Origin of the sequence: Neorhizobium puerariae, from assembly GCF_042429745.1 — a bacterium.
Lineage (GTDB): Bacteria > Pseudomonadota > Alphaproteobacteria > Rhizobiales > Rhizobiaceae > Neorhizobium > Neorhizobium puerariae.
On the sequence record NZ_JBHMAA010000029.1, the window covers coordinates 1 to 24,152 of the forward strand.

Genomic DNA, 24,152 nt, shown 5'->3' on the forward strand with positions numbered 1-24,152 from the left:
TCGGATGCCGGCCTGACCAAGCAGACGCTTTATGAAGTCGAGCGCAACAATTTCACCCGCGGCACCTACGACCGGGCCATCGAGTGCATGGACGCGGTGAATTTCGAGGTTCAGGGCCTGATCCATCGCGCATGGGGGCGGCTATGATGTTGACGGCCGTCAAAAGACCTGTTTTCGGCAACTTTCTCAATGAGATAGGAGGGTATTAGCCCATGGCGCGCAAAAACCCCTTCGCCAACCTGATGAACGAGGCCCGCCCGGATAACGGCGTCGCGCTGGATTATACGGTCAAGGGCGCCTCGCGCTCGATCATCTCCACCATCGACGAGCTGGCGGAACGGGCCGACAAGCTCCTGGAGGGCGAGACGGTGGTCGAGCTCGATCCGGCCGTGGTCGACGCCTCGTTCGTGCGCGATCGCCTGGAGGACGACCCCCAGGCTTTCGAGGATCTTGTCGCCGCGATCCGGGAGCAGGGCCAGACGAGCCCGATCCTGGTGCGGCCGCATGCCACGGAGAGCGGCCGCTACATGGTCGTGTTCGGCCATCGGCGCCTGAAGGCGGCCGAGCGCCTGGGGCGCAAGGTTCGCGCCGTGGTCAAGTCGATGGCGGACAGGGAGCATGTCATCGCGCAGGGGCAGGAGAATTCCGCCCGCTCGGATCTCTCCTTCATCGAGAAGGCGATGTTTGCCAGGCAGCTCGGCAGCCTGAATTACGACAGCGACAGCGCGACCGTGATGGCTGCCCTTTCCATCGACAGGGCGACGGTGTCCAAGATGCTGTCCGTGGCGAACATGCCCGACGACATTCTCGCGGCCATCGGGGGCGCGAGAGCGCCCGGCCGGGATCGCTGGTACGAACTGAAGCAGCTTCTGGAAAAGCCGAGCAATCTCGAATCGCTCCGCCGGACCCTGGCGGAGACCGATCTCGACGGCCTCAACGGAGACGCGCGTTTCGCCTTCGTCATGGATGCCCTGACCCGCCGCAAGCCGGTCGGGTCGGCCCGCGCGCCCAAGCAGGAGAAGTGGACGCCGCGCGACAAGACCGTGACGGCCAATATCCGCAACGACGGCAAGAATTACACGCTGGCGTTCAAGGCCAGGGATGCCGTCGGTTTCGGTGAGTTCATCGCCGCGAGCCTGGACGAGCTCTACGCGGCATATCGAAAGCAGGTCGGCAAGGAATAGGAGCAGACGCAAAAGAAAAAGGCCCCCAAAACGTTTCCGTCGTGGACGCCTCTCTCTGATTCAGCACCAGAAGAATCGCATTTCCACGAATCACAGTCAAGAGTCTTTGGCGCCGTTTTGGTGAGCGGGTTTCTTTTGCCTGAAGAAAGGTGAAGGAAAATGCGAAGTGGATATGTGACGACGCCCTTCGGGCGGCGGCCGATGACGCTTGCCCTGGTGAAACGGCAGGTCGCCGCGACGGAGATCAGGGAAGGGAAATCGGCCGAGAAGTGGAAGGTGTTTCGCGACGCCTCGGAAGCGCGGATGCTGCTTGGGCTGCAGGATCGCAGCCTGGCGGTCCTGGACGCCCTCCTCAGTTTTTACCCGGATAACGAACTGCGCCACGATGCGCAGATGATCGTTTTTCCCTCCAACGCGCAATTGACGCTGCGCGCCCACGGCATTGCCGGCGCGACCTTGCGCCGGCACCTGGCGATCCTCGTGGAGGCCGGCTTGATCGTGCGCAAGGACAGCGCCAACGGCAAGCGATATGCGCGCAAGGACGACGGGGGCGGGATCGAAAGCGCCTACGGGTTCGATTTGTCGCCCCTTCTGGCGCGCGCGGAGGAGCTGGCGATGATGGCGCAGCGGGTGATCGCCGACCGTGCGGCTTTCCGGCGGGCGAAAGAGAGCCTGACCGTCTGCCGGCGCGACGTCCGCAAGCTGATCACGGCCGCGATGGAGGAGGGGGCGGATGGCGACTGGGAGACGGTCGAAAGCCTGTATGTGGCCCTTGTCGGCCGTATTCCGCGCATTCCGTCGATCGACGACGTGGCCGATATCCTCGACGAGATGCTGCTGCTGAAGGAAGAAATCCTCAACCGACTAGAAACGCAGGCAAATTTCGAAAAAAACAACACCAATGCCGCCCATGATGAGCGCCACATACAGAATTCAAATCCCGAATCCATCCATGAATCTGAACTTTGCTCCAGAAACGAGCAAGGCGCAAAGCCGACGGGGAAAGATCGGCCGAAGAGCGGGCCGATGAAGGCGTTTCCGCTCGGTCTGGTCCTGAAGGCCTGTCCGCAGGTGCTGGACTATACCCCCGGCGGCGCGATTGGAAACTGGCGCGACCTGATGTCGGCGGCGGTCGTGGTCCGGTCGACGCTCGGCATCAGCCCATCCGCCTATCAGGAGGCCTGCGAGATCATGGGACCGGAAAACACGGCGATTGCGGTTGGCTGCATCCTGCAGCGGGCGAATTTCATCAACTCGGCCGGCGGCTACCTGAGAGATTTGACGCGACGGTCGGAGCGTGGCGAATTCTCGCTGGGACCGATGCTCATGGCTCTGCTGAAGGCGAATGGCGGGAGCGGGCGCAAGGTGGGATGACGCGCGGCTGCCCGGAAGAAGGAATGGCCGGGCCGGCTGAGAACGGGATGAAGGAGTGCGGCTTTCCGCGCCGCATGCCACGGCCTGCATGAAAACCGCAATCGGCTACGGGTTGAGATTCTGCGCTCGCAGTTCTTTCCTGATGGTGTCGATCAACGCTCGCAAGGCCGACGAAACATGGCGATGGCCCGGATAATAGAGGCACACGCCGGGGAAAGGCGGACACCAGCTGTCCAGCAATCGTTCGAGGCGTCCCGTGCGAAGGGCATCGGCAACAAGGAAGTCGGGCACGAAAGCAATTCCGATACCATCGATCGCCGCCTCCACCATCAGCGTCTGGTCGGTCAGGGTCAGCGGGCCGTTGACATTGATGGTTTCGACAATGCCGTGACGTTCGAATTCCCAGCGGTAGATCGCGCCGCTTTCGAAGCGAAAGCGGATGCAATCGTGTTGGTAGAGGTCTTGCGGTGCGGCGGGCCTGCCGCGAGCGGCGAGATAATCCGGCGATGCGATGGCGGCAAACCGTGCGGTTTCGGTGAGGCGAACCGCGATCATGTTCTGCGGCACCGCTTCCTCCAGGCGAATGCCTGCGTCGAAGCCTTCGGCGACGATATCGCCAAGCCTGCCGTCCGTAACGATATCGAGATGGACCTGGGGATAGTCGCGCCGGAAACGAGCCAATATCGGCCGCAGGATCATGCGGATGGCCGTGTCGCTGGCATTGATCCGCACCGTGCCGGTCGGAACGCCGCGAAAGTCGTTTACCTCCCGCAATGCTTCGGTGACCGACGACATGGCCGGCCGCAGTTTCGCGGCAAGCCGTTCACCCGCCTCCGTCAGCGAAACGCTGCGCGTCGTTCGGTTGAACAGGCGGACTCCAAGGCGCTGCTCGAGGCTTCTGATGGAGTGGCTGATCGCGGAGGGCGTTATATCGAGTTCAGGCGAGGCGGCCCGAAAACTCAGGTGATTGGCGACCGCCAGGAATACGTTCAGGGCGAACAGGTCGCCGCTTGTCGATTGGTGAATATCTTTCATCGCACCATCAAGCATTGTTGACATTGTTGTTGCAGTCAAGATTGCCTAGCTTTGAATCCGGCCGAGGAAATTTTGCGACAGGCGAAATTGCACATCGGATCTTCGCCCGACACGGGGATTCGACCTCCGCCGCGAAGATCGAACCGACATCAGCCATGGAGAAGAAGAATGACCATGACAAAGAAAATCCTGATCACGGGTGCCAGTTCCGGTTTTGGCCGTGGCGCGGCGATCGAGCTTGCGCGCCGTGGACACCAGGTTGTTGCAACCGCCGAAGCCTGGCCTCTGGTGCGGAGCCTGCGGTCCGATGCGGCGGAAGCGGGCGTCAAGCTTGAAGTCATCAAGCTCAATCTGCTGGACGACATCGACATCGCCCATGCGGCGACCTACGATCCCGACGTGCTCGTGCTCAATGCCGGTGTCATGGAAAGCGGCTCCGTCGTCGACATTCCGATGGAGCGGGTGCGCGAATCCTTCGAGATCAATGTTTTCGGCCATCTCAAGCTGGCGCAGGGCGTCGTTCCCAAGATGGTGGCGCGCAAGACCGGCAAGGTGGTGTGGACCTCGTCGATGGGCGGCATCCTCGTCATTCCGTTCGTGGGCATCTATTGCGCCACCAAGCATGCCATCGAGGCCATTGCCGGTTCGATGAGGGCCGAGCTGGCGCCATATGGCATCAAGGTCGCCACCGTGAACCCCGGCGTGTTCGGTACCGGCTTCAACGATACCGGCGCGGAGAGCCATACGCAGTGGTACGATGAAAGAACCGCTGTCGCCCCGATGCCGGATTTCGGCAATTCGCTGGCGGATCAAGCCGACCCGAAGGATATGATCGACGCGATGGTCGAGATCATCCCGGCGGAAGATCATCTCTACCGCACGATGCGTCCGCTCGGAACCATCGACGTCGCAAAGCAATGGCAGGAAACGGAGTGGACCCAGAATGCCTGACATTACGCTCGAATACGCGCAAGGCCTTGTCGCGAAGGGGCGAGCGGCGGCCGGGGATGCCGGCATGAAGGCGGTGTTTGCGGTTCTGGACAAGGGCGCGAATCTGGTGGCGTTCTCCCGTATGGACGGGGCCTGGCTGGCATCCAACGAACTGGCGATTGCCAAAGCACGCACGTCGGTGATGTTCCAGGCCCCCACCGACGCGCTGAACGCGCCGTTGGAGCTTGGCAAACCGGTCCTGCATTTCGATCATGTCCACCATGGCGGGCTGCTCCTGGTCGGTGGCGGCGTGCCGCTGTTCGACATCGGCGGGGTCCTGATCGGCGCTCTTGGAGTATCGGGCGGCACGCCCGAGCAGGATGCGGCGATCGCTCGCGCGACCACCGCCGGATAGAGCCACCGCCTCTGCCCGATCCCGGCGGCGGCAAGGACCACCCGATCATTCCGGCCGGTTCTTGCCGCCGATCACGTTGCATCGCCTACGGCTGCGGCCGAGGCGACGACCATCAAGACGGCAGAGCAACCGGCTGTTTCCGATACTGCCTGCCGAACCAAGCGGCCTGCTCGAAACCTGCATTCCGCCGTTGCGCGCCAACAAGACCGCCAGAACGCAGCGTCTGCGGCCGGCCCGTCGGGAGACGCTGGAAGACCCGGCTTCCGAACGCGCGATGACAAGGGCAAGCGGATTCCCCAGGAGCGGCTTGTGGCCGGGGCGGGGAGGGGCAACAGCATCAGCGTGCCGATGGGCTGCTATCGCGTACCCTGACCGGACGGTTACGCTGAAATAGGGTCAAATTATCCCTGTTATGTGGGTTGGCAGGATATATAGACATGTAGTCTTTTCCTAACCCTAACCCTAACCCTAACCCTAACCCTAACCCTAACCCTAACCCTAACCCTAACCCTAACCCTAACCCTGCGATTAGATCCGACGGTCATCCGTTCACGCCGAGGGGCTTCGGAACCGATCCATGCCTGCCTGCGGAACACGGTCTATCAAGATGCACGGGTATTCACGGAAGCAGTTGGTTTGAGCCGAAGTACGTGTATTTCGCGGCTAGCTAATTGGTTTATGGGATCAAGCAAAACAGCCCCGATAAGCGGGGAACGAAAATCAAGAAAGCATCAGGTGTCAAGCGAGCGGAAGGGGAAGTCGCATGCGCAGCGCGCCGACCTCCCGGACAAGAACAAATTGAAGAGAACCATTTCCCAACCAGGCATGCGTGTTGAAGCACATGCCACCGTGTCGTTGAAGACATCTCACCCACGTTCCATCTGCGACTGCAATCCTGCTCCTGCTACATCAGGTTCCCCGCAAGGCATCAATTGTCCGAGGACAAGACCAGGTCGAATTGGGGGTGGCGATATCCGTTGCTGTCATCGGCCTCGATGCCGCAGCACTCCAGGGCCGCCTTCTCGGGGGCGTCGGTGATCATCAGGTCAGGGCGAAGAACTCTCTCGCAGACGCCGGGAGTTGCGTACAGCTCCTTGATCTTCCTGAGAACCGCCGACTTGGGCCAGGGCACCGGCTTGCAGGTCATGAGATCGAAGGTATGGAACTCCAGCTGGCCATCCTCAAGAGGGATGGAGTAGTCGTAGGCACGGGTGCCGGACCCGATCTTCAGGTAGGGGAGTGCGGCGTTGTCCCGAGACCAGTTGACAAGCTTCACCATCGCCTCTTCCGCGAAAACGTTCTGGCGTTCGACCTTGGTCAAGTAGTCAAAACCGGGGAAATCCGACGGGGTCAGGCCGGAGTTCATCGCCAGAAGTCCGAAGAGGGGAAGCTGCGCCTTGATGTAGCTGTCCATAACAGCCTTGCCGGCATCCAGAAGCTGCTCGCAGGTATCCGCAGGCATGCCGAGGCGCGAGGCGACGGTGATCAACTCGCTCGGGTAGAAGTTGAGGAGGCGGTGGGTGCGGGCCTTCCAATCGGGGTGGTGAGGGAAACTCTCGACCTGACGCGCATGATCGTCGCCAAGCACAATCCGGAACGTGTAGAACATCATGACGACATGGTCGCAGATTTCATCCTCCATGAGACTGAGCTTGGCCGTGAACGGGGCACATTGCTCGTTGCGGAGGTCGGGATAGAAAGTGGCGGTGGGATCGAGCGACAATCCGTATCGGATCAGTCCGAACATCTCTTCGACGGTGTCGGCAGCCACGTTGACCCGGGGAGCGAAGCCAGCCGCCTGGAACTTGGAGATCGTCATCTTCACTCCGATGATCTGCTCGGACAGAAGGTCGCCGACCGGAGCATCGATGCCTGCTTCGCGCAACGCAAAGAAATCATGAAGGATGGCCACGACCTGGTCCTTGGTGAGCACGCCATCCAGTTCGTTGTGCCTTCGCCCCTGCTGAAGGTTCGCAACAAGGGAGCTGCGACTGTTCGCAGGCTTGCCCACGGCGGGAAACATCTGCGCGCGATGGTGGCCGAGCTGACGGTGTTTCCAATGCTCGTTGCGATGCTTGACCATGTCGGGCATGCAATGAAGTTTCCAGAACACCTCCTCCGACATGCCCTCGGGCAGGCGGGGCTTGGGCTGGTCTGCCTTGGGGTAATCGTAGATGGGGTCCTAGGATGCTGTCAGCACGAGTTTCGTGACACACTGGAGAGTTACTCACCGCCATTGCCGATGTTCGCTGCGGTTGGATTGGGATGCTGTGAGTATGCTGATGTTTGTTGGGGAAGATGATGGTGATGATGGTGTCGAAATCAGGAGAAATCGCCTGGCTTTATAGAAAGAAGTGCCTCTGGCCAGCGGAGGGTTGTTCCTCCGCGCTTACGCGTGATTGCGCGGATTTGAGCAGGTTTTCGTCAAGCTGACGTGGCCTTCAGCCCGAGGGGGCAGTGCATGCGTCATGCATGTCAGACAATTCGCTTATTTGTACCGTGCCGGAGGGATTATTGCTCCGTGCTGACCCGAGTGGCGCCTTGGCATGCATTAGCGTCACTTGGCATTCCGGCGGAGGGATTGTTGCCCCGAGCTGACCCGAGTGGTGTCTTGGCATGCATTAGCGTCTTGGCATTTCTTGGCATTGGCAGGATGTATATATGTGTATTGTTTGTAAGTTTGTCCGATAAATTGTGCGAATGATTGCAAATAAATTCGTACAGGCGCGACGTTTATTTGTCTCTTTATTCGTTTGTTCGTGCCGGGGTTGGCCAGAAAGATGGCGGCGGCGGCGCAGGCAAACCGTCGAATGGCCGGCATGGCATGTTCGCCCGCGATGCGGGAGAGATCGGCATGTTTGCTGCCCGGCCAACCTGGTCGGCCACTGTGGAGCGGTCGGGGGAAATGCCCTGTCGGCTCATGATCCGGTCCTGCCAGAGCGCCATGTGCGATGGTCGCTTCCGCCGGCAAGCCGGCCTGGATCGGTCGAGCGGAGCTGCGGGTGCAGGTCTCAGGGTTTCCGGCTCGACGATGAGTTCAATGCGCGGAAGGTGAGCGGTGATGGGCGGTCTCGTCGGCGCATTCTCGCCGATGGCAGGCACGTCCCTGGATAGGCATTGAGCCGCGGGCCCGACGATGTGAAATCAGGACATCAGGTTGAGTCCCAGCCGATAGGATGCCCGTTCTCCCGGCAGGAGCTCGGTCTCCCTGGACGCGCGTCTCATGGGTTCAAATGCGAGCGCGTAAACGCCTGACTGAAACGCGCGCCATATACCGAAGTCCGGTAGATTATCCCTGTCGAAAACAAGCTGCGTTCTTATGCCGCCCCCGATTGTCTCATTGCAGAGTTCGACAACGACTTCGGACGTGTCGGTCGCAACCGGGATTTCGCTAAAATAATCAATGAAATTATCCCGAGGAGCCTTATTTTCGGAGTTGAACATCTCCATCTGCGAGGGTTCCAGATTTCCCGCGATTCTGATCGTCTCGTCCAGAAACGGATAGCCGAAATTGACGTGATACAGGATGGCGTGCGGGGTCGGGCGAAAGCCTCTGTTCTCGACAATATCGTTGATCCGGATGGTTCCGCCGAAAACCTCGACTTCCACCCGGCGTCGCAGCACGAGATTCTCGCCAAAGACCGAGCTCTGCCTGACTACGCCCTCCGCCCAAATGACAGGAGCATCCTTCTCCCATTCGATGCCATAGCCGGAGATCGTCGCGCGCTGGCTGGAGATCCTGCCATGCAGCGGATTAAAGACTTCCTTCCGATGCTTATGCATGAAATGGGTTGCATCGCTCCGGCCCGCGGCACCGAAGTGATCCAGTCCGCAGGTGACGATGAAGCCATCCAGATTTCTGTAAAAGCCGACGCCATCTTCGGCATCGACGGAGTTGGGCGGCCAGGGCAGGTTGTTGGCACTGTTCCAGCCGATATTCACCCCGCGCCAGGTCGCGCTGCAAATGTCAAAGCCCCGATCGACGGCGATCTCCAGCCCGAGGCCGGTGGAATTGCGAAGGATGAACAATCGCTGCCCCCGGCCCGGGCCGTCCTCGACCTGCATCAGGCGTATATCGGCAACGCCACGAAGATCGACCGTCCTCTTGCGAAGTTCCGGAAGCGGTCGCGTGCCGACGGCACAGTGGTCTCCATATCCATTTGATGTCACGAGATCCTCTCAGGCCGGGGCAAGCGTCGTCTGGAACGCAGGATGCTCTAGGCGGCTTCGAGGAGCGGACGCAACCTTGCCAGATATGCGTCGCTTCCGCAGGCAAAACGAAGCTTGTCCTGCAGGTTGACCTTTTTCCAGTCGATCGTGTGGGACACGCCGAGACTTGCAAGTATGGCGAGGCCCGCCATGACGTCCCATGTGGAATCGTAGAGCGCGACATAGCCGTCGGTTTCCCCCGTGGCGATCTCGATGAGGGACAGGGTTGAAGATCCGCAGCAGCGGAAATTGATGTTGAGCTCGTCGAATATGAAGCGCAGGAGGTTCAGCCGGTCTTCCGTCGCCAGCGACGGATGAAGGCCGACGCCCGTTGAAGCACGGCTGACGTCGAACTCGGGAAGCTTTGGCACCGGGTTGCCGTTGATGCGCGCTTCGCTCGTCACTCCACCCGTCACCATCAGATCACGAGCCGGAGCGTACACCGCGCCGAAAATGGGCTGATGATCTTCATAGAGCCCGATCGATACGGCCCAGTTGTGGCTTCCGCGCACGAAATTGAACGTGCCGTCGATCGGGTCGAGGACCCAGATTCGCCCTGATCGTCCGGCGATCTCGCCACCCTCTTCGCCAAAAAATCCATCTTGTGGAAACGCTTCCCGCAAGCTCGCAATCAGGTACTCTTCAACCTCGCGATCGGCATTCGTCACCAGATCCAGATGCCCCTTCCTTTCAACCGGCAAGGTCGCCAGCGATCGAAAGTGCCGCAGCGCGATCTCTCCGGCACGGCGGGCTATCGCCTCGACGACGGTTGCCATGGAAGCGGGGGAAGACGGATGGTCTGCATTGTCAGCCATAGGCTTATTTCCTCATATCTACTGAAACATCGACACCATCGCGATGATGCCGATGACTCTTGCGCAGGACCCTTCGACGGGGTGGCTCTGCCCGGCGCTCTAGTCCGCGAACGGCAACCGGGCTGGTGACAGGCCGCAGGCCTTTGTGAACTCGACGATCCAGGCGACGTCGTCGCAGATGAGCATGTCTACCAGACCTGCCTGCATGTGGGATCGCAGCAGGTCGAGATAGTCGAAGCCGTATGCGCGTCTCAAGGCAAAGTGCTGCGGCGGGGGGACGTAGTGGCTGACGCAGACCCCTGCGGCGTGGAGGCTTTCGGCCAGGTCGGGCATGAACTGCGGATAGTCCGTGTTCATGACGTCCATGGCCGCCGAGCGGGCCGTCGAAGCGGGATCAACCAGCCGATGGTAGTTGATGCCCATCGTGCGGATGTCGGGGGCGAGACGCTTGATATCGCGCAACACCACATAATCGAACGAGCTGATCAGCACGCGCTCGATCATATTTGCCTGGCTGAGCAGCCGGATAACCTCTTCGAGATAGGACGTGCCCTCGAACTTGTCCTTGATCTCGACGATAAGGCCAAGGCCAAGGTCCCGGCTGTAGGCCAGGATGTCTTCGAACAGCTCGATCGGCTGGCCGCCAGCCGCCATGCCATTTCGGTTTTTCGTCTTCAGCCCGGTTATCCCGGCATAGTCCATTTGAGAGATCAGCCCTCGTCCGGTCGACGCGTTGTCGAGAATATCGTCGTGAAAAACGACAAGCCGACCATCGCGGGTCATGCGAAGATCGATCTCGCATAACGAAGCCCCGAGTTCCTTTGCCCGCAGCAGGGCAGGGCGGGTATTTTCATGTCCCTCGATCGAATGGCCGCGATGGCCGCCGACGAGTATGCGCCCGGAGCGCGAGGGCAAAAGGTCGAACATCGATTCCTCGTTCATTAAATGCGGGTTCCCCGGCATGTGCGGAACCGGGAAACTCAGGAAGACTGTCGAAGCGGGCTATTTCAGCCCGCTTCGGGCAAAGCTGGCGATGAACCTCTTCTGGAGGATCAGGAAGATGATAACCATCGGCAGGGCGGCCAGCACGCCCGCGGCCATCAGCACATTCCAGTCGGTCGTGTATTCGCCGCGCAGCAGGGCGAGGCCGGGTCCCAATGTCATCCTGTCGATGGATCTGTTGACGACGATCGGCCACAGCAGCTCCTTCCATTCGGCGAGCGTCGTCAGGATCGCCAGCGAGATGATGCCGCTGCGCGCGATCGGCACGACGATCGTCGCCAGGATGCGCAGATGGGAGGCGCCATCGATCCTCGCCGCCTCGATCAGCTCCTTCGGGACGCCGCGGAAGAACTGGTAGAGCAGGAAGACGCCGAACACGTCGAACAGCGACGGCAGCGCGAGCGCCACCAGCGTATCGGTCAGGCGCATCGAGGTGATGATCGAATAGCTCGGGATGATGAAGATATCGCCCGGGACCATGATCAGCGCCAGGATGATCAGGAGAATGAACTTCGCGCCGGGAACCTTGATGATGGCCAGCGCATAGGCCGCCATCGAGCAGATGACGATCGTGCCGATCACCCGCCCGATCGACACGACGATGGTGTTGGACAGCAGGATCGCGAAGGGAAGCCGGTTGAAGACTTCCCGCGTGCCGTCGAGGGTGGCCGGGGACGGTATGATGTTCGGCGGGACCTGCAGCGTCTGCGCCGTCGTCATCAGCGCCGTCGACACCATCCAGGCGAATGGTGCGAGGATCAGCAGGCCGACGAAGGTGACGGCAACGTAGGTCCACCATTGGACGCGATATTGAATCAACACTAGCCGTCCTCCCCATAGTGTACGAACCGGCGTTGAAGCCGGAGCAGAACGATCGAAACGCCGAGGATCAGGATGAGCAGGAACAGGGAAACGGCTGCCGCGTAGCCACGCTGGCCGGCGTCGACGAATGCGAGGTAGTAATAATAGTAGACCAGCGTGAGGCCGTAGTTCGTCGAGACCGAATGGTCGACAGGCGGCAGCAGGATGTAGACCGTGTCGAACAGCTTCAGAATGCCGATGGTCGACGTCAGGATCACGAAAAACAGCGACGGCGTCAAAAGCGGCAGGGTGATCGAGAAGAACCGGTGGACGGGCCCCGCGCCGTCAAGCATGGCCGCCTGGTAGACATCGGAGGGAATGTCCTGCATGCCTGCATAGAGGATGATCGCGGGAACGCTGAACGAGAGGTAGACCACGATTATCGAAACGACGGCCGTCACGCCGGCCTCGCTCCCGAACCAGCTGACCGGAGAAGAACCCATGGTCTGGATGACGGCGTTGACCAGGCCGTATTGCGTCTGGAACAGCCATCCGAAGACGAGGATGATCGCCGTCGGCAGACAGACCGCCGGCAGGAAGACGATCGCCCGGAACACCGACTCGCCGCGGAACCGGTATTGCATGAGCAACGCGCAGAGCAGCGAGACGATCACGACGCCCGGCACCGCGATCAGGGCAAATTTCACGGTGTTGTACAGTGCGACCACGAGCTGGCTGTCGGAAAGCAGCCGCCGGTAGTTGTCGAGGCCGATGAAGCGCGGCGGGCCGAACGCGCCGGCCTTCGTGAACGAAAGCCAGACATTGTAGCCGAACGCATAGAACCGGAAGACGATCAACCCGGCGAACAGCGGGATCAGAAAGAGATATCCTGCCCGCGCCTGCCGCCACTTCAGCCCCCCGGGCCACAGTTTCCTGTGGCCCGGTTGCGGTTCGGCGCTGTTGAGTGGAATTGGAGCGGCGCTGGTCACCGCAGTGCCTCGTCCAGTGCCTCGTCGATCTTCTTCGCGGTATCGGAAGCAGATACGGAACCTGCGTAGAAGGGACCCATCACCGCACTGTTGATCTTGCTGTTGGCCGTGATGATTTTCGGATACCGGGTGGTGGTGCGAAGGTAGCTCTTGTCGATCGTGACCGACAGCGCTTGCTCCAGGCCGCCAAGCTTCTCGTTCGCCTTCACAAAGGCCGAGAGCGTGGCCTTCGCGGTGTTGGCCGGGAGGCCCGCCCCGCCCTCGGCATGAAGCACGGCGCCCTCATCCGAGGTCAGAAACTTGATGAGCTTCCACGCCTCGTCCTTGTGCTTCGAATTGGTGTTCATCACGTAGACGAGGCCGTTGGTGTCCGTGGTCCACGATCCATTGACCGACGGCATCCGGACAGCCTGAAAGGTGCCGGCCGGAAGATCGGCCTTCGAGAGGAGGCTGAGGTTCCACGAGGGGATTTCGCCCATGGCCAGCTTGCCGGAGATCAGCGACGAAACCGGATTGAAGTCCGAGGAGTCGGCCACCTTGAGGATAAGCCCCTCGTCCTGGAGGGACTTGACCATTTCCAGCGCCTTGGTGCCGGCGGCCGACGACATGGCGCTCTTGTTGTTGTCGATCACCTTGCCGCCAAGCGCGTGAACGAGGCTCGCGACACCGTTGTTGAAGGAATAGTTGTAATAGAGCGGAACGTCGGAGGGGGCCTGTTTCGCCTTCAGTTCCTTCGCGATGCGAACCATGTCCTCCCATGTCCAGTCGGGCTTGGGCGCTTCCACGCCAAGCTTCTTGAAGATGCTGGCGTTGTAGATGAACGTCCAGGCGTCCATGTCCTTCGGCACGCCGTACTGCTCGCCGCCGATGTTGTAGAGGCCGGCGATCTGCTTGTTGTAGCCGTCAAGCGACAGGTTGTCCTTCTTGATGTAGCCGGTCAGGGGCTCCAGGGCGCCGCCCTCGACATAGTAGGACGCCCTCGAGCTCTGCCACATGACGTCCGGCCCCTCGCCGGCGCCGAGCGACGCGTCGAGCTTGGTGTAATACTGATCCGGAGGAACCTGAACGAGCGAGACCTTGATGGCAGGGTTCGCCGTCTGGAATGCATCCACCGCCTTCTGAACGCCAGCCTTCTGGGCCGGGTCCCAGATCATCAGGCTGAGGTTCACGTCGCCGGCGCTCCAGGCGCTGTCGACGCCCGACAGCGACGCAAGCATCATCACGGCCGTACCGAACATGATATGTCTTCTGCTGGCAAACATGGTCTTCTCCCTATTTCCGTTGGAAACTGTTGTTGGGTGGCGCGGCATCGCTACTCAGTTTGCGATGACGAATTTCCTTCTGAGCTTTTCCGGCGCGGTTTCGATGATGGCCTTGGCGCCCGCGTCGGTGACGATCGCGCCGACATCCTCGATCTTCGCGGTGACGGAAAAACTGGACTTCGTGAACTTGGTGTGGTCCGCGACCACGATCGTGCGGCTCGAAACCTCGATCATCGCCTTCTGGATGCTCGCGTTGACCGGCGACCCCGTGAAGATCAGGCCCCGGCCGAGATCGATCGAGGCGGCATTGAGAATGAGCTTGTCGACGTTGAACTGCCGGATGAAATGCTCGGCCAGCGGCCCCCGGAAGGACCGGTTGATCTCGGCGAATTCTCCCCCGACGGAATAGACGCTGGATGCGTCGTGCCGGATCAGTTCGGCGACGATGTCGGCGCCGTTGGTGATGAAGGTCAGCCCCTTGCGGCCCACGAGCAGCTTGGCGACTTCCAGCGCGGTCGTGCCGGCATCGAGAAGGACGACATCTCCGTCGGCGATCATCGCTGCCGCCGCCTCGGCGATGGCTCTCTTCTCCGCCCTTTGGGAAACCGCCCGCGTCGCGTTGGCCGGATCATGCGCCACCTGCGATACGCTGACCGCGCCGCCATGGGTGCGCCGCAGGAGACCCGCCTCTTCAAGCTCGACCAGATCACGCCGGGCGGTCGCGACCGAAATATCAAATCGCTTCGTCAGCGTCTTGATATCGAGGAACAGCTCCTCGCGAAGCAGGTCGACAATCTTCTCCTGGCGGTCTTCGGCGGTATTCAGCACGGCGGTTCCAGTTCAATATATGACGAATATCGCTCATACCGAGCGAATATGTTCGTTGTCAAGTCACCAAAACATGAAGGTTTTGTGACGTTACGTTGACGTATTGAACGGAAACAAGCGCCGTGCTACAGGCGTTTGCGAAGTATTGCATATCGAAATCGACGGGATGAGCGATTTCGTTCATATCAATCATGTCGCTGCGTCCCTCGCGGATCAGCCCGCGCGGCGGCGGCAGGTATGACTATGGGAGCGCGGGGAAATCCCGGTTTGCGGGTGAGAGGTTTCAACGTTTTGCTGGCCGCGGAAGCGCGCCGGCGCCGGTGGGCAGCACCCTCCCGGGCTGTCCGCCGGCCCTCTCGACCCGCAATGGAAGACCGAATGACGATCACAAGAACAGTGAGCCATGGAGGAGCTGCAAGATGGCAGGATTGGCAATCGACAACGTAAGGAAGACCTACGGCGCGTTGAACGTGCTTCACGGGGTATCGGTTGACATAGAGGACGGAGAATTCGTCATCCTTGTCGGCCCGTCCGGTTGCGGGAAATCGACGCTGCTGCGGATGATCGCCGGCCTTGAGGATATTTCGGGGGGAGAGGTCCGCATCGGTGATCGCGTCGTCAACGACGTGGAGCCGAAGGAGCGCGACATCGCGATGGTTTTCCAGAACTACGCGCTCTACCCGCACATGACCGTCGCCAACAACATGGCCTATTCGCTCAAACTGCGAAAAATCCCTTCCGCGGAGATCGCCACCCGGGTCAGGAGCGCGGCAGGCATTCTCGGCCTCGAAAAATATCTCGACCGTTTCCCCCGGCAATTGTCCGGCGGGCAGCGACAGCGCGTTGCGATGGGCCGGGCAATCGTCCGCAATCCGCAGGTCTTCCTCTTCGACGAACCCCTGTCGAACCTCGACGCGAAGCTGCGCGTCGCCATGCGCGCCGAGATCAAGGAACTGCACCAACGGCTGAAAACCACGACAGTGTATGTCACCCATGACCAGGTCGAGGCCATGACGATGGCCGACAAGATCGTCGTCATGCATGACGGCGTCGTCGAGCAGATCGGCGCTCCGCTGGAGCTCTACGATCGTCCGCGCAATCTGTTCGTCGCGAGTTTCATAGGCTCCCCGTCGATGAACTTCGTGCGCGGCAGGGTTCGGGACGGTGCATTCACGAGCGAGGACCGTTTGCGGCTGCCACTGCCACAGGCAACCGCCAGGGCCTTCGAAGGCCGCGCCGCAACCTATGGCGTCCGCCCGGAACATTTCCGCCTCACGACCGCCGGCGCGGCCGACGGCGTTCCGGTCGAAGTCGTCGTGGTCGAGCCGATGGGATCGGAAACGCAGGTGGTCGTTCGCGATCCGAATGCAAGGCCCGATCCTGCCGCGGAAGGAAATCAGGATCTGGTCTGCGTCTTCCGCGAACGGATCTCCGCCAGGCCCGGCGAGACGATCCACGTGGCGCCCGAGGCCGACAAGATCCATCTGTTCGATGCGGATAGCGGCCTGCGGCTCGTATTCGACGCCCGGTAGTCAACCATCCGGAAGGGGACCTTGCCTGTTGCGAGGCAATTTTCCTTCCCGGAAGCCCGGAGGATTCTCCGGGGCCTCGCATGTCTTGAACATCGCCATAACGGCTGTCGCGGCCGTTATCTGCGGGCCGGATTTTTCCGACCCGCGGTTCCTCCCGGAGGCGGGGCCATCGGTCGCCGGCCGATGGCCCTTCCGGGATTCGGGTGGAGAGAAGCCAGCCTGCAGTATCAGGATGCCTGTCCCGGGCCTTCGGCGCCAAGCTCCGGACCGGCCTGGCAAACCGGCCCCGCATTGCGATCATGTCCACCGTGGCGGGCTGCTCCCGGTCGGCGGCGGCGTGCCGCTGTCCGACACCGGCGGGGCCTTGATCGGTGCTCCTGGAGGTATCGGGCGGTCGAGGATTTGATTTTCGTCCCTGTTGGTAATACCTTTCCGAAATCTGGTATTACGAGGTCACGAAAATGACGACGACGGTCACGGCAAAAGGGCAGGTCACGATCCCGAAGGCGGTTCGGGACCTGCTTGGTATCGTTCCCGGCAGCAAGGTCGATTTCCATCGGGCCGCTGACGGAAGCGTTGTGCTGACGAGGGCCGACAAGACGCAGCCGACGAGCCGCTTCCAGAAACTTCGCGGCCATGCCGGGAAAGGACTCGATACCGATGCCATCATGGCGATGACGCGTGGCGAACGTGACCCTCGTTGACACCAATGTCCTGCTCGATCTCGTCACCGATGATCCGGTCTGGGCGGACTGGTCTGTCGCGCAGCTGGAAACCGCGAGCCTTGCAGGACCATTGTTGATCAACGATGTGATCTATGCGGAACTTGCCGTCCGTTATGAACGCATCGAGGAACTGGATGCGTTCATCGAGGAGGCTGGCCTGGAACTTACATCGCTGCCGCGCGCGGCGTTGTTTCTCGCCGGAAAGGTATTTACGCACTATCGCAGGGCCGGCGGTTCGCGCACCGGCGTGCTGCCGGACTTTTTCATCGGCGCGCAGGCCGCCGTGCAGAAACTGCCCCTGCTGACGCGGGACATCGGCCGTTATCGGACCTATTTCCCGACCGTTGAGCTGATCACCCCGGGTTCGTAACGTCGCATGAGGCGGGGGAGGGGCTTCGCCTACAGTCCGGAAGCCTTGGTGAGGTTGATCCGGAACCGGTCGCGACGGCGCTGGTATCGGCGCGTCATCTCGGCGGAAGCGTGGCCGAGCTGTTTTTGGACGTAGCGTTCGTCGACTTCGGCGGATGAGGCAAGCCCGGCCCGCAGCGAGTGGCCGGAAAACTTGAGAGCGCGCTCGATTTCGTTCAGGTCGCCGCGTATGCCCGCCGCCAAAGCCGTCTTCTTGACGAGGCGGGCCACCTGCCTGTCGGCCAGACGATCCGGCCCGACATTCCTGCCTTCGCCCGTCACCCTGCGGAAGAGGGGGCCGTGCGCGATCTTCGCGAATTTCAGCCAGGCCTGCAGCGCGGCGACGGGGCAGGTGGCTTCCGACGAGCCCCGGCCGATCTCGACTTCGCGCCAGCCGGTCTTGCCGCGGAGGAAGGCCACCATGCCCTTGTCGAGGATCTCGATCCAGCCTCGGCCGTCTTCCGTCTGGTCGCGGCCGACGTCGAACCCGACGATCTCGGACCGGCGCAGGCCGCCGGCGAAGCCGAACAGCAGCATCGCCCGGTCGCGCAGGCCCCGCAACGTGCTGCGGTCGAGCGTTTCCAGCATGGCGATCAGCTGTTCGGGCAGCACGGCTTCCTTCTGCCGGGGAGGGGCGGCGTGGGTGTTGCGGATGCCGGCGAGCACGGTGGCGATATGGCGGTCCTTGCGGTCGAGGGCGAGGCCGCGCTGGGTATAGTTCCAGGTGAGCGACGACAGCCGCCGCTCGATGGTCGAAACGGAGTTCGTTCTTGACCCCGGCCCGGCCGTGCCCGACGCGCAGGCGGTGATGTAGAGGCCGACGGTGTGCGGATCGGGCGGCAGCACGTCGAGCCCCTGCCGGCGGCACCAGCCGGTGAAATGCCTCCAGTCCGAGGCATAGGCCTTGCGGGTGTTGGCGGAGCTGGCCGCCTCGACATAGGTCCGCGCCCGATCGGCGAGCCGTTCGAGATGCGCTGGCAGCGCCGGGGTCGCTTCCGGAAGGGGAGAGGGGAGGCCGGCGCCCCGGGGGTCCGTGTCGGCCGCCGCGCCACCCGGGCGGGAAAGGTCGGCCTCCGGCGGTTCCGGGCCTGTCGCCGGGCCGCTCATGCCGGTGTCTCCCAGGGATTGACGATGGAGACGTCCGTATCCTCGAAATCCCTGACGTTGCGTGTGACGAGGATCAGGTCGTGGACGATCGCGGTCGCGGCGATCAGCCCGCCGATATCGCCCCTTGGCCCGATGGCGGCGATGCGGCCCCATTCGACGGCGATCTGGTCGGTCACCGGCAGGATGCGGTCGGCATGGTCGTGGCGCAGCCTGCGCAGCCACTCGGTGAGGTGCGCGGCGGCCTTGTGATCCGACTTCTGTTTCAGCGCTATGCCGCGCATGATTTCGCCAAGCGTCAGGGCGCTCAGATGGATGCCCAGCGGGTCGACCGAGCGCAGCCAGGCCACCGCCTGCGGCGTGCCGCGTCGCGCCTCCGACACGATATCGGTGTCGAGAAGATACATCAGAAGGCGACGTCGCGGCTCGGGGTCTTGGCGCGCACTTCGACCGCGTCGGCAAGCGCGTCGTCCCAGGCGGGGCCGCCGAGCAGATCGTCGACCAGCGTCGGCCGGCCGGCGCGCAGCGTGTCGTAGTCGCGGGCGGACAGCACCACCGCCGCACGCTCGCCGCGCAGCGTGACGACCTGCGGTCCCTCGCGGCGCGCCTTCTGCACCACTTTCGAGAACTGGTTCTTGGCGTCCTGCAGTTGCCATTCCATCGAACTGCTCCAAGCTGGCTAGCCAGTCTAGCTATATAGCTCCTTTGGCCGATGGATGAAAGAGCGGATTTTTCACCGCTCCGAGGGCTGTCTTTCCCGATCCGCCGTCGTTCAGCGCGACGCTTCCCGACCTTCGCGGGAATCCGGGATCGGGCGCTTCAGCCGGTTTCGACGACGAACATCCTCGCTTGCTGAGCCTCCCGGCGCTCGGCCTTGATCGGGGCGTATTTCTCGGAATTGTAGAAGGCCAGCGCCTGGGCCAGGGTCGGAAACTCAAACACGCCAGCCATCGGGAGAGGCGCCTCATCGCCTTCAAGAACCTGCGCAACCGGACCGAAGTGCAGAATCCGCCCGCCTGCCTCCCGCAGGGCCGCCTGAAAACGAGGCGCGAGCGCCGCCTGCCTGGCGGAATCGATGACACGCAGATTGATATGAACATATGCCGGCATAGTACTTCTCCAAATAATGCATATACACTATTATGTCCGCACAGGATTGTCGAGGACGTGGATATGAGCGGATTTGATCCGGAATCTCTGAAGGGCGTCGCAGCGGAATGTCCGGGCTTTCAGGCCCGTGCGACGGCGCGGGCCGTCACGCGCTATTACAACGCCTGCTTCAAGCCGCTCGGGCTGACGGCCGAGCAATTCAGCCTCCTGGTCGGGATCGGAGCGGCCGAGGGCGCTACGGTCGTCGATCTTGCTGTTGGCGCAGGGGTCGACGCGACGACTCTCAGCCGAAATGTCCAGAACCTGGAGGCGCGAGGCCTCGTCCAGGCTGAAGGCGGACGCGGCCGCGCGGGAAAGCGGCTGAACCTGACCCATTCCGGGCGCCGCCTCATGGCAGAGGCCCTTCCTCTATGGAAAACCGCCAAGGCGGAACTGTCCCGCCGGATGGGCGATGAACGGCTTCGATCGGCGACACGGGCAATGGCGCAATTGGCCAGGGCGGCGGCCTCGACGCAGGATTCCGCCCGCCCCGAAAACGCTCTTTCTATATAAGGAGAGCAATGTCCGATAAGGCAAGATTATCGGACGTTTTTGACGGCGACGGGGCGTGCGGTTCAATGCAGTATTTCCCGCATAAACCGCGCATTTGATTTATTCTCCATTCCATGGATTCGCTCGCGCCCGCCACCGGACCAGCCTTGACCTCGTCACTCCGCTTACCGAGCTGGGCGCTATCGCACGGCCGCGACATTGGCGAAACTGAGGCGGCCTTTGCCGCCGGTATCGCCCTGAAATCGCTCGACGATCTGATCCGCGCCGAGCCGCCATGGCTCGGCTGCCGGCGCGATCGCCTTGCTCTCAAATCGGCCGCCATTGTTTCATCAGAATGGCATGGTGGCGGTCTCACCGGTCTGCTGTGCTCCCAGTCGAAGCGCATCCCGGAGCCTCTGCTTTTCGGCTTCAGTGAGCATGGCCGCGCCGAAGCGAATGCCGTCCTGCCAGGCTGGGCCCCGCTCCCATGCCTCGGTGTAGGCAAGGGCGAGATCGGCATGCCGTCGTGTCTGATCGAGCGCTTCGAACAGGAGCGAGGACTGTCGGATATCTTTGTCCCGCTTTACGGCGCTTTGGCCGTCGTTGCGGCGTCGAGATGCGACGATGAGCTTATGGACTGCGTATCGTGACGGATCGGGAACCGTTACGGGGATGCCGCCCTTATGCAGAAGCATCGTTCTCGTTGGATCGCGGATGAGGAAGTCCAGGAAGCGGAGTGGATCGGCGCTTGCACCGCCAAGGGCAGGCATGCGGGCGGGTTGATCGACATGGTCGTCGCTTCCTCTATTCGATGTCAGGAATTCGACCCTGTATCCTGTGGCGTTTTGAAACGCCGAAGAAGCTGCCGCGCCTGATCGATGGGGGACCGGTCGGAAGGTTTCATCCACGGCCCGCAGTAAATCCAATATGGGGGGTAAGCTGTCTTCCACCTCGCGCGAGATCGCATAGTCCTGGGCGATGTCCGCATCTCCCGTCAGAAGGGCTGCAGCAGGAAGTCGAACACCGAGGATGCCGGCATATGTCTGGAACGCCACGGTGCCGATCAAGACGCCGCGAAGCCGGAATAATCCGCCGGCTGCCAGCGCTTCGACAATATCGCCTGACATTGGATCAGGTGCGATCATGCCGCCGTCGCGGGTAAGAGACGAGACCATGCGCCTGCGAGCGCGATAATCATCCTTTTCGCGTTTGAAGGTTTCAACTCGCTGAGAGATCTCAGGATCATCGACCGGGCCGACGTAGCGGCGTTTCTTGCTGCCGGTTTCGTCCGATAGATCGAAATACCAGTACCGCCTGCCTTTTACGGCTGCCTTGACGAAACGCCCCTCGGCTGGAAAGTCGGCCGTCCATGCTGCATCCGTTGCACGCTGCCCCAATTCCGCAAGCATGGTCTGGTACACGAGATCGATCGACTTCATGACTGGGCTCAGGCGTTATTACCATATTTTATAAAAGGTAATAACTGATGTCAGGTGAAAAGGAAAGGGAGTTGATACCGTTTGGTCGGTATCGTCGCATTGCCGACGCTCCCGTTGGGGCCGCCCTCGATGAGGGTGTTTTGCCGGCCCTGCGCCGGTCTCAACTGGACGGGTTGGCGCTGGGGCGCCGTCTGGCCCGGGAGTCTCGCCGAGATCGGCAGGAACGATGCGGCCTCGGCCGTTCCGAGGAGCCCGGGCAGCCGGGCGGCTTCGAGGGTCGGCTTGGTCAGCGGCCCCGGTCATCGCGTGAGCGTATCCGTGCGAGCGCATCGCGCTCGAGTTGCTTCACATCGACGCCTTCAAACGGGTCGGAACCGTAGTCCTGGTCACTCCCGGTGTTCGTTCTTGGGCCATGACGCCGTTGCAGGGCGTCATGTTCCAACTGGCTCAGGTTGGCTCCTTCGAAGGCGTCGGAGCCGTATTCGCCGTCGCTGGCGTGATCCGTCGCGCGGGCATGCCGCTGCCGTCTTGCGTCACGTTCCAGTTTTTCCAGGTCCACGCCGATGAATGGGTCCGATCCATATTCGTCGCTCCGCCCCCTCGCCGTGCCGATAGCGGCTGTTGGGTGCGCATGTTGGTCCACTTGCGTGTGGTGCGCTGTTTTCTCTGGTTGCCGTGTTCGCTCTGCCAGCGGACGCGCCTGTTGGTATCGCAAATTCCACCCGCCATGCTGCTCTCGCGTGGCCGAATGATCGATCGTTGGCCGATCGCCGCGCTTGTCTGCGAAACGATCGGTCTTGAACCGCTTTGCCTCTTGCGTGGCGTCTCCCGTAACTCCCGGATCGTCGGTCGGCGGATGGCGCTTCGCGGAGGTGTGACCGAGAGCCGGTCTGCCTGTTTGCGCGCGCTCGAAGCCGGCAGCGGCCTTTTCAGATATCTCGCGTTCCAGCGTATCGCAGAATGCCGTCAACGTTCTTGAGAAGTTTCGCTCGAAGGAAGCTTCCCGGAAATCACCTCTATTGCTTTTGTTCGCAAGGATCAGTTGGATGTCTTCTCGGACACCGCGCAGAAACCTTTCGGCCGGCTTGCGTTGGTCGCCAACCGGGGTCTTGTAGGGGTTGAAGTCGGCTTGCTTTCCAAGCGCCGTCACGACCTGATTCCGGATCGCCGGGATCGATACGTTCGCCGAGTCCGGGTGGAGTGCAAATTGCCGGCTGTTTGAAAGCCTTTCCCAGGTGCTTTTCAGCCAACGTTGCTGCGGGTCGCGGAGAGGTTCGTTTCGGGCGATCATCAGCGCGCGCATCGCGCTCGGCTCATTTTTCCAGGCCTGCCTGCCGTCGTTGCGCGTTACGACTTCGTTTTTATAGACGGTTTTTCCATTTCGCTGAACTATTGCGATACTGTCGAAATTCCTCGATTTTTCCACATCGACGGCAACGCGGGGCCAGAGGGAATAATAGTGGGAATGTGCGTCCGTACTGGGCAGCACGGTCGTTGCGACGAAGCCGTTCTTTATCGCTTTGTCGAAGCGATCGTGTATCGCGGTGACGCTGGTTATCTTGTCCGTCGCGACGATATTCAGCTGAGTTCTATATCCTCTCGATCGGGCCGTTTCCAGGGCGTAGGCATATATCTCGGGAGAATGGCATGCCTCGAGTATGATATTGTATTTGTTGTCCAGGCTGCGATCGAGAAGTTGCCGATACCAGGTCGATACCGCGAAGCTGTTTCGATCCTCGACCTTGTGATTGCCCTTCATCAGGGCTGCGTTGTTGCCGGGTATGTACGCATTGAGGTCGTCGCAGATGACGATTTGTGTCGGTTGCCCTGCAAAGCCATCTTTGATCTGACGGATCATCGTGCTCTTGCCCGCACCCTGCTGACCGCTCACGACTGCGAAGGTCGGGTTCTCTACCGCATCCCCGGATGCTCCGATTGCCGGCAGGATTTCCGTCCGGAATATTTCCTCCACCTGGGACGGGGACAGGACCGTCCCTCTTTGAGCCGCAGGATCAGGGCTCACCGCTCATGCTCTTCTCGATCTCGGCAAGCCAGGGATCGACCGCCGTTTCGACAAAGCGGACAAGTTCGTCAGTCAGTTCCGCCGCCTTGACGGCGTTGCCGGCGAGAAGGCCCAGCCGACGTGAAAACTCGATGCGCTTGGCGTTTGCCAGCGCGTATTGGAAGGCATTTTCTCCAAAGCTGCCGTGCTGGGCATATTTGAAAGTCATCAGTCGCGATGTGAGCGCCCCAACGTGGTCGTGCGCGTCATTCACGATCTCGAAAGCCGCCTTTTGCCAGTAAGCCTCGGCAAGTCCCAGCTCTTTGCCCGAACGACAATCAATTTCTTCAAGCATGATTCATTCACATGACTGTTGGTGTTCCGTATGTATTTTCCGTGGGAGCAAATATTCATACGTTATTTCCGTATTCAAAACTGTCCAGTGATGTATGGCTAC

The 24,152-nt window shown here is 61.2% G+C and carries 24 protein-coding genes and 3 pseudogenes; 10 read left to right on the plus strand and 17 right to left on the minus strand.

Features of this window, described 5'->3' with window-relative positions:
• From ACFFP0_RS23500 to repC, 3 genes and pseudogenes are all read left to right on the plus strand, one after another.
• A pseudogene (locus tag ACFFP0_RS23500) lies at positions 1-147 on the plus strand (plasmid partitioning protein RepA); the annotation flags it as partial.
• Positions 148-212: 65 nt separating this feature from the next.
• Positions 213-1,184: a plasmid partitioning protein RepB gene (gene repB / locus ACFFP0_RS23505; RefSeq protein ID WP_377264647.1), complete on the plus strand. Its 972-nt coding sequence runs from the start codon at positions 213-215 to the stop codon at positions 1,182-1,184.
• A gap of 159 nt (positions 1,185-1,343) precedes the next feature.
• Positions 1,344-2,558: a plasmid replication protein RepC gene (gene repC / locus ACFFP0_RS23510; RefSeq protein WP_377264648.1), complete on the plus strand. Its 1,215-nt coding sequence runs from the start codon at positions 1,344-1,346 to the stop codon at positions 2,556-2,558.
• 105 nt (positions 2,559-2,663) lie between these two features.
• Here the strand turns inward: repC and ACFFP0_RS23515 are convergent, their stop codons facing one another.
• A complete protein-coding gene (locus ACFFP0_RS23515) occupies positions 2,664-3,593 on the minus strand; it encodes a LysR family transcriptional regulator (protein ID WP_377264649.1) in 930 nt (309 codons plus the stop codon).
• Between the two features lie 174 nt (positions 3,594-3,767).
• On the opposite strand from ACFFP0_RS23515, the gene ACFFP0_RS23520 reads away from it, so the two are divergent.
• Together ACFFP0_RS23520 and ACFFP0_RS23525 are read left to right on the plus strand one after the other, a co-directional pair.
• A complete protein-coding gene (locus tag ACFFP0_RS23520; protein WP_377264650.1) occupies positions 3,768-4,544 on the plus strand; it encodes an SDR family oxidoreductase in 777 nt (258 codons plus the stop codon).
• Positions 4,537-4,938 (plus strand): GlcG/HbpS family heme-binding protein, encoded by a 402-nt coding sequence (locus ACFFP0_RS23525; RefSeq protein ID WP_377264651.1) that lies wholly within the window; start codon positions 4,537-4,539, stop codon positions 4,936-4,938. Before ACFFP0_RS23520 ends, ACFFP0_RS23525 begins: the two co-directional genes overlap by 8 nt.
• Before the next feature lie 928 nt (positions 4,939-5,866).
• Here the strand turns inward: ACFFP0_RS23525 and ACFFP0_RS23530 are convergent.
• The 9 genes and pseudogenes from ACFFP0_RS23530 to ACFFP0_RS23570 all read right to left on the minus strand — a co-directional run bounded on the left by ACFFP0_RS23530 (position 5,867) and on the right by ACFFP0_RS23570 (position 14,844).
• Entirely contained in the window at positions 5,867-7,030 is a 1,164-nt protein-coding gene (locus ACFFP0_RS23530) for a PI-PLC domain-containing protein (RefSeq protein WP_377264652.1), read from the minus strand.
• Positions 7,031-7,797: 767 nt separating this feature from the next.
• Positions 7,798-8,019, minus strand: a pseudogene (locus ACFFP0_RS23535) (IS66 family transposase); the annotation flags it as partial.
• A gap of 63 nt (positions 8,020-8,082) precedes the next feature.
• A complete protein-coding gene (locus ACFFP0_RS23540) occupies positions 8,083-9,003 on the minus strand; it encodes an aldose 1-epimerase family protein (RefSeq protein ID WP_377264653.1) in 921 nt (306 codons plus the stop codon).
• A gap of 152 nt (positions 9,004-9,155) precedes the next feature.
• A complete protein-coding gene (locus ACFFP0_RS23545; RefSeq protein WP_377264654.1) occupies positions 9,156-9,962 on the minus strand; it encodes an inositol monophosphatase family protein in 807 nt (268 codons plus the stop codon).
• Positions 9,963-10,061: 99 nt separating this feature from the next.
• Positions 10,062-10,889: a glycerophosphodiester phosphodiesterase gene (locus tag ACFFP0_RS23550; RefSeq protein WP_377264655.1), complete on the minus strand. Its 828-nt coding sequence runs from the start codon at positions 10,887-10,889 to the stop codon at positions 10,062-10,064.
• Positions 10,890-10,964: 75 nt separating this feature from the next.
• The gene (locus ACFFP0_RS23555) at positions 10,965-11,786 is read right to left on the minus strand and encodes a carbohydrate ABC transporter permease (RefSeq protein WP_377264656.1); all 822 of its coding nucleotides are present in this window, start codon (positions 11,784-11,786) and stop codon (positions 10,965-10,967) included.
• Positions 11,786-12,754, minus strand: a complete 969-nt coding sequence (locus tag ACFFP0_RS23560) for a carbohydrate ABC transporter permease (protein ID WP_377264657.1) — start codon at positions 12,752-12,754, stop codon at positions 11,786-11,788. The genes ACFFP0_RS23555 and ACFFP0_RS23560 overlap by 1 nt, the downstream gene beginning before the upstream one ends.
• The gene (locus tag ACFFP0_RS23565; RefSeq protein ID WP_377264658.1) at positions 12,751-13,992 is read right to left on the minus strand and encodes an ABC transporter substrate-binding protein; all 1,242 of its coding nucleotides are present in this window, start codon (positions 13,990-13,992) and stop codon (positions 12,751-12,753) included. Before ACFFP0_RS23565 ends, ACFFP0_RS23560 begins: the two co-directional genes overlap by 4 nt.
• Positions 13,993-14,070: 78 nt before the next feature.
• Positions 14,071-14,844: a DeoR/GlpR family DNA-binding transcription regulator gene (locus tag ACFFP0_RS23570; protein WP_377264659.1), complete on the minus strand. Its 774-nt coding sequence runs from the start codon at positions 14,842-14,844 to the stop codon at positions 14,071-14,073.
• Between the two features lie 419 nt (positions 14,845-15,263).
• Between ACFFP0_RS23570 and ACFFP0_RS23575 the strand changes: the two genes are divergently transcribed.
• From ACFFP0_RS23575 to ACFFP0_RS23585, 3 genes are all read left to right on the plus strand, one after another.
• Positions 15,264-16,376, plus strand: coding sequence for an ABC transporter ATP-binding protein (locus ACFFP0_RS23575; protein WP_377264660.1), 1,113 nt, complete (start codon positions 15,264-15,266; stop codon positions 16,374-16,376).
• Between the two features lie 461 nt (positions 16,377-16,837).
• Entirely contained in the window at positions 16,838-17,080 is a 243-nt protein-coding gene (locus ACFFP0_RS23580) for an AbrB/MazE/SpoVT family DNA-binding domain-containing protein (RefSeq protein WP_377264661.1), read from the plus strand.
• Complete coding sequence (locus ACFFP0_RS23585) at positions 17,067-17,471, plus strand: type II toxin-antitoxin system VapC family toxin (protein ID WP_377264716.1); 405 nt, start codon at positions 17,067-17,069, stop codon at positions 17,469-17,471. The genes ACFFP0_RS23580 and ACFFP0_RS23585 overlap by 14 nt, the downstream gene beginning before the upstream one ends.
• 29 nt (positions 17,472-17,500) lie before the next feature.
• Here the strand turns inward: ACFFP0_RS23585 and ACFFP0_RS23590 are convergent, their stop codons facing one another.
• The 4 genes from ACFFP0_RS23590 to ACFFP0_RS23605 form a co-directional block, all read right to left on the minus strand.
• The gene (locus ACFFP0_RS23590; protein WP_377264662.1) at positions 17,501-18,616 is read right to left on the minus strand and encodes a site-specific integrase; all 1,116 of its coding nucleotides are present in this window, start codon (positions 18,614-18,616) and stop codon (positions 17,501-17,503) included.
• Positions 18,613-19,020: a type II toxin-antitoxin system VapC family toxin gene (locus ACFFP0_RS23595; RefSeq protein ID WP_377264663.1), complete on the minus strand. Its 408-nt coding sequence runs from the start codon at positions 19,018-19,020 to the stop codon at positions 18,613-18,615. The genes ACFFP0_RS23590 and ACFFP0_RS23595 overlap by 4 nt, the downstream gene beginning before the upstream one ends.
• The gene (locus tag ACFFP0_RS23600; RefSeq protein WP_377264664.1) at positions 19,020-19,274 is read right to left on the minus strand and encodes a type II toxin-antitoxin system Phd/YefM family antitoxin; all 255 of its coding nucleotides are present in this window, start codon (positions 19,272-19,274) and stop codon (positions 19,020-19,022) included. The genes ACFFP0_RS23595 and ACFFP0_RS23600 overlap by 1 nt, the downstream gene beginning before the upstream one ends.
• Positions 19,275-19,432: 158 nt before the next feature.
• Positions 19,433-19,723, minus strand: coding sequence for a DUF1330 domain-containing protein (locus ACFFP0_RS23605; protein WP_377264665.1), 291 nt, complete (start codon positions 19,721-19,723; stop codon positions 19,433-19,435).
• Positions 19,724-19,786: 63 nt separating this feature from the next.
• On the opposite strand from ACFFP0_RS23605, the gene ACFFP0_RS23610 reads away from it, so the two are divergent.
• Together ACFFP0_RS23610 and ACFFP0_RS23615 are read left to right on the plus strand one after the other, a co-directional pair.
• A complete protein-coding gene (locus ACFFP0_RS23610; RefSeq protein ID WP_377264666.1) occupies positions 19,787-20,275 on the plus strand; it encodes a MarR family winged helix-turn-helix transcriptional regulator in 489 nt (162 codons plus the stop codon).
• 113 nt (positions 20,276-20,388) lie between these two features.
• A pseudogene (locus ACFFP0_RS23615) lies at positions 20,389-20,544 on the plus strand (DUF1403 family protein); the annotation flags it as partial.
• 60 nt (positions 20,545-20,604) lie between these two features.
• Here ACFFP0_RS23615 and ACFFP0_RS23620 read toward each other — a convergent pair.
• The 3 genes from ACFFP0_RS23620 to ACFFP0_RS23630 form a co-directional block, all read right to left on the minus strand.
• The gene (locus tag ACFFP0_RS23620) at positions 20,605-21,693 is read right to left on the minus strand and encodes a nucleotidyltransferase family protein (protein WP_377264667.1); all 1,089 of its coding nucleotides are present in this window, start codon (positions 21,691-21,693) and stop codon (positions 20,605-20,607) included.
• A 286-nt stretch (positions 21,694-21,979) separates the two neighbouring features.
• Positions 21,980-23,716: a zeta toxin family protein gene (locus ACFFP0_RS23625; RefSeq protein ID WP_377264668.1), complete on the minus strand. Its 1,737-nt coding sequence runs from the start codon at positions 23,714-23,716 to the stop codon at positions 21,980-21,982.
• Positions 23,706-24,050 (minus strand): hypothetical protein, encoded by a 345-nt coding sequence (locus tag ACFFP0_RS23630; RefSeq protein ID WP_377264669.1) that lies wholly within the window; start codon positions 24,048-24,050, stop codon positions 23,706-23,708. The genes ACFFP0_RS23625 and ACFFP0_RS23630 overlap by 11 nt, the downstream gene beginning before the upstream one ends.
• Positions 24,051-24,152 lie beyond the last annotated feature (102 nt).